General features: G+C 68.2%; 4 protein-coding genes and 1 pseudogene. 1 reads left to right on the top strand and 4 read right to left on the bottom strand.

Annotated elements, in window-relative coordinates; translation table 11 throughout:
- Both ACRDU5_RS20625 and gatC read right to left on the bottom strand, forming a co-directional pair.
- Positions 1-398: amidase family protein (locus tag ACRDU5_RS20625; protein WP_526616762.1), on the bottom strand; the 398-nt coding region annotated here is incomplete at its 3' end.
- A complete protein-coding gene (gatC, locus tag ACRDU5_RS20620; RefSeq protein WP_526616760.1) occupies positions 395-694 on the bottom strand; it encodes an Asp-tRNA(Asn)/Glu-tRNA(Gln) amidotransferase subunit GatC in 300 nt (99 codons plus the stop codon). The genes ACRDU5_RS20625 and gatC, both read right to left, overlap by 4 nt.
- An 81-nt stretch (positions 695-775) precedes the next feature.
- Here gatC and ACRDU5_RS20615 point away from each other — a divergent pair, with 81 nt between their 5' ends.
- Complete coding sequence (locus ACRDU5_RS20615) at positions 776-1,435, top strand: ACT domain-containing protein (protein ID WP_526616759.1); 660 nt, start codon at positions 776-778, stop codon at positions 1,433-1,435.
- Positions 1,436-1,458: 23 nt separating this feature from the next.
- Here ACRDU5_RS20615 and ACRDU5_RS20610 read toward each other — a convergent pair whose 3' ends face one another.
- Complete coding sequence (locus tag ACRDU5_RS20610; RefSeq protein WP_526616757.1) at positions 1,459-1,713, bottom strand: metallothionein; 255 nt, start codon at positions 1,711-1,713, stop codon at positions 1,459-1,461.
- A gap of 70 nt (positions 1,714-1,783) precedes the next feature.
- Positions 1,784-3,856, bottom strand: a pseudogene (ligA, locus tag ACRDU5_RS20605) (NAD-dependent DNA ligase LigA).
- Positions 3,857-3,994 lie beyond the last annotated feature (138 nt).

The following is a 3,994-nucleotide window of genomic DNA, read 5'->3' as shown; positions in this document are numbered from 1 at the left end:
GATCCCATCGCGAACTCGTCCATGTTGGTCTTGCCCAGAATCGGGATGCCGGCCGCGCGCAGCCGCACCGTCACCGTCGCGTCGTACGGCGATGTCCACCCGTCAAGAATCTTCGACCCGCAGGTTGTCGGCATGTCGGTGGTGGTGAATACGTCCTTGAGCGCCAGCGGCACACCGGCCAGTGGCGAGACCGGTTCCTCGCCCGCGGCCATCGCGGCGTCCACCCGGGCCGCCGCGGCCAGCGCCTCCTCCTCCGCGACGTGCAGGAATGCCTGATAGTGGCCGTCGGTCTCGGCGATCCGATCCAGGCAGGCCCGCGTCGCCTCGGTCGACGACACTTCCTTGGCCGCGATCTTGGCGCCCAGCGTCGCCGCGTCCATCCGGATCAAGTCGCTCATTCGGCCTCCCCCAGAATGCGTGGCACGGCGAACCGGCCATCGACCGCCTTCGGCGCCTCGGCCAGCGCCTCCTCCTGGGTCAGGCACGGCTCGACGACATCGGACCTGAAGACGTTGACGTCCTTGAGCGGATTGCCGGTCGGGTCGACGCCGGTGACGTCGACGGCCTGAATCTGGCTGACGTGGCTCAGGATGGCGTCAAGCTGACCCGCGAAGCTGTCCAGCTCGTCCTCGCTCAGGGCGAGGCGGGCCAGGCGCGCCAGATGGGCAACCTCGTCTCGGGAGATCTGCGACACGACACGCAAGCCTAGTCAAGCCTGGGCGCCCGCCATCTGCCGGGAATGCTGAGCCGCCAGCCCTGTGCAACAGTGTTGCGCGTGCCTTCGTATCTGCTGCGGGTCCAGTTAGAGGACCGACCGGGCAGCCTCGGCTCATTGGCCGTGGCGCTGGGGTCGGTGGGCGCCGACATCTTGTCCCTCGACGTCGTGGAACGGGGCACGGGATACGCCGTCGACGATCTGGTGGTCGAACTGCCGCCCGGGGCCATGCCCGACATGCTGATCACCGCGGCGGAGAACCTCAAAGGGGTGCGGGTGGACAGCATCCGCCCGCACACCGGCCTGCTCGACGCGCATCGGGAGCTCGAGCTGATCGACCACATCGCCGCGGCCGGTGACAAGCCGGCGAAATTGCAGGTGCTGGCCGACGAGGCGCCGCATGTGCTGCGGGTGGGCTGGTGCACCGTGGCCCGGCTGAGCGAGTCCGGCATTCAGCGCATCGTCGGCAGTCACGGTGCGCCCGAGACGCACACCAATGATGTGCCGTGGCTGCCGATCGACGATGCCCAGGCGCTGGACGGCGACGCGGATTGGGTGCCCCGGGTGTGGCGGGATATGAACACCACGCTGGCCGCCGCGCCGTTGGGCGACCACCACACCGCCGTGGTATTGGGGCGACCGGGCGGTCCGCAGTTCCGGCCATCCGAGGTGGCCCGGCTGGGCTATCTGGCCGGGATCGTCGCGACGATCCTGCGCTGATTCGCTCGCCGGTCAGCCGCCGGTCAGCCGCCGGCCGGCACCGGGTAGCGGTCGTTCACGTCGGCGTTGGTTTCCTTCCGGGCACAGTGCGCGCAACAGAACATCGCATCGGGTGTCTCGATGCCGTGGCCAAGGATCCGACAGCCACAATGCGCGCATTCCGGCGCCAACTGCGCGGCCGCGCACTCGATGCTGTCAAATGTCGCGCTCTTGCCGTCGGCCCATGTCACGGTGAACGCCTTGTCGTAGTCGTTGCCGCAGGTAACGCAGGTCGCCATCACATACTCCTTGTTTGGGTCTACCGAACGAATTCCCGCCGGATGGCGGCGACAAACGCCACGCGCAGAACTAGACGCCGTCCGGGCCGTCCGCCAGCAACCGGCGGAATCCATCCTCGTCGAGGATCGGCACCCCGAGTTCGACGGCCTTGTCGTATTTCGAGCCGGGCGAATCGCCGGCCACCACATACGCAGTCTTTTTCGACACCGAGCCGGCCGCCTTGCCCCCACGCGCGACGATGGCCTCCTTGGCGTCGTCACGGGAGAACCCGGTGAGGGATCCGGTCACCACGATCGACAGCCCGTCGAGCGTGCGCTCGATGCTGGTGTCGCGTTCGTCTTCCATACGCACCCCTGCGGCGCGCCACTTGTCGACGATCGCACGGTGCCAGTCCACGGTGAACCACTCGGTGACCGCGACGGCGATGGTTGGCCCGACGCCCTCGACGGCGGCCAGCTGATCCTCGGATGCGGCGGTGATGGCGCCCAGGCTGCCGAACTCGGTCGCCAGCGCGCGTGCAGCGGTCGGCCCCACGTGGCGGATCGACAGCGCGACGAGCACCCGCCACAGCGGCTGCGACTTGGCCTTGTCCAGATTCGCCAGTAGCCGTTTGCCGTTCGCCGACAGGCCACCACCCTTGGTGGTGAACAGCTCGGTGCGCAGCAGGTCGTCCTCGGTCAGGCCGAACAGGTCGCCCTCGTCGGTGATGACGCCGGCCTTGAGCAGCGCGATGCCGGCCTCGTATCCCAGGGCCTCGATGTCGAGCGCGCCGCGGCTGGCGACGTGGAACTCTCGCTAAATCAGTTGCGCCGGACACGAGCGCGCATTGGGGCAGCGGATGTCGGCGTCGCCCTCCTTGGCCGGCGCCAATTTGGTGCCGCACTCGGGACATGTTGTGGGCATGACGAATTCGCGCTCGGAGCCGTCCCGAAGGTCGACGACGGGTCCCAGCACCTCGGGAATGACGTCGCCGGCCTTACGGATCACCACGGTGTCGCCGATGAGCACGCCCTTGCGCTTGACCTCCGACGCGTTGTGCAGGGTGGCCAGCCCCACCGTCGAACCCGCGACCTTCACCGGCTCCATATAGGCGAAAGGTGTGACCCGGCCGGTGCGCCCGACGTTGACCCGGATGTCGAGCAGCTTGGTGGTCGCCTCTTCCGGCGGATACTTGTAGGCCACCGCCCAGCGCGGCGCCCGCGACGTCGAACCGAGCCGACGCTGCAGCGCGACCTCGTCGACTTTGACCACCACTCCGTCGATTTCGTGGTCCACGTCGTGCCGGTGCTCGCCCCAGTAGGCGATGCGCTCGCTGACCGCGTCGAGGCCCTTCACCTGCGCGGTGTGCTCGGACACCGGCAGGCCCCACGCCTTGAGCGCGGTGTAGGCCTCGTGCAGGGACTTCGGCGAGAAACCCTCGGCGCGGCCGAGACCGTGGCAGATCATCCGCAGCTTGCGGCGGGCGGTGACCGCGGGATTCTTCTGCCGCAGCGACCCGGCCGCGCTGTTGCGCGGGTTGGCGAACGGCGGCTTACCCTCCGCGACCAGACCGGCGTTCAGTTCTTCGAAATCGGCCAGCCGGAAGAACACTTCGCCGCGCACCTCGAGCACCCGAGGCACCGGGAACTTCTTGGATGCGGTGAGCCGCTGCGGGACGTCATCGATGGTGCGGGCGTTGAGGGTGACGTCCTCACCGATGCGGCCGTCCCCCCGCGTCGCCGCACGCGCCAGCTTGCCGTCGCGGTAGACCAGTGCCATCGCCACCCCGTCGATCTTGAGCTCGGTCAGATAGTGGGCGTTCTCACCGATCTCACCGCGGATCCGAGCCGCCCAGGCCGAAAGTTCTTCCGGCGCAAACACATTGTCAAGGGACAGCATGCGCTCGAGATGTTCGGCGGAGGTGAAGTCGGTGGCGAACCCGGCACCGCCGACCAGCTGGGTGGGTGAGTCCGGGGTGCGCAGCTCGGGGTGCTGCTCCTCCAGCGCGGCGAGCTCCCGCAGCAGCTTGTCGAACTCACCGTCGGAGATGATCGGCGCATCCTTGACGTAATAGCGGAACTGGTGATCGCGCACCTCGTCGGCGAGCTGTTGCCACCGGCGACGCACATCGGGATCGGGCGCTTCATCGGCCTGCGCCGCCAGCGCGGCTTCGGCTTTACGGGCTGCCTTGGAGGTCACCCTCGCAGGCTAGCGGAGGTAACTGACAGCCAAACCACACGCACCGCGCCCGCCACCTGCGCGTTTGACGAGAGGACGAGGCGGCGTCGGCGATACCATGAC

This window comes from Mycobacterium sp. (genome assembly GCF_050701515.1).
Classification (GTDB): domain Bacteria; phylum Actinomycetota; class Actinomycetes; order Mycobacteriales; family Mycobacteriaceae; genus Mycobacterium.
This window is presented reverse-complemented; position numbering and strand designations above follow the sequence as displayed.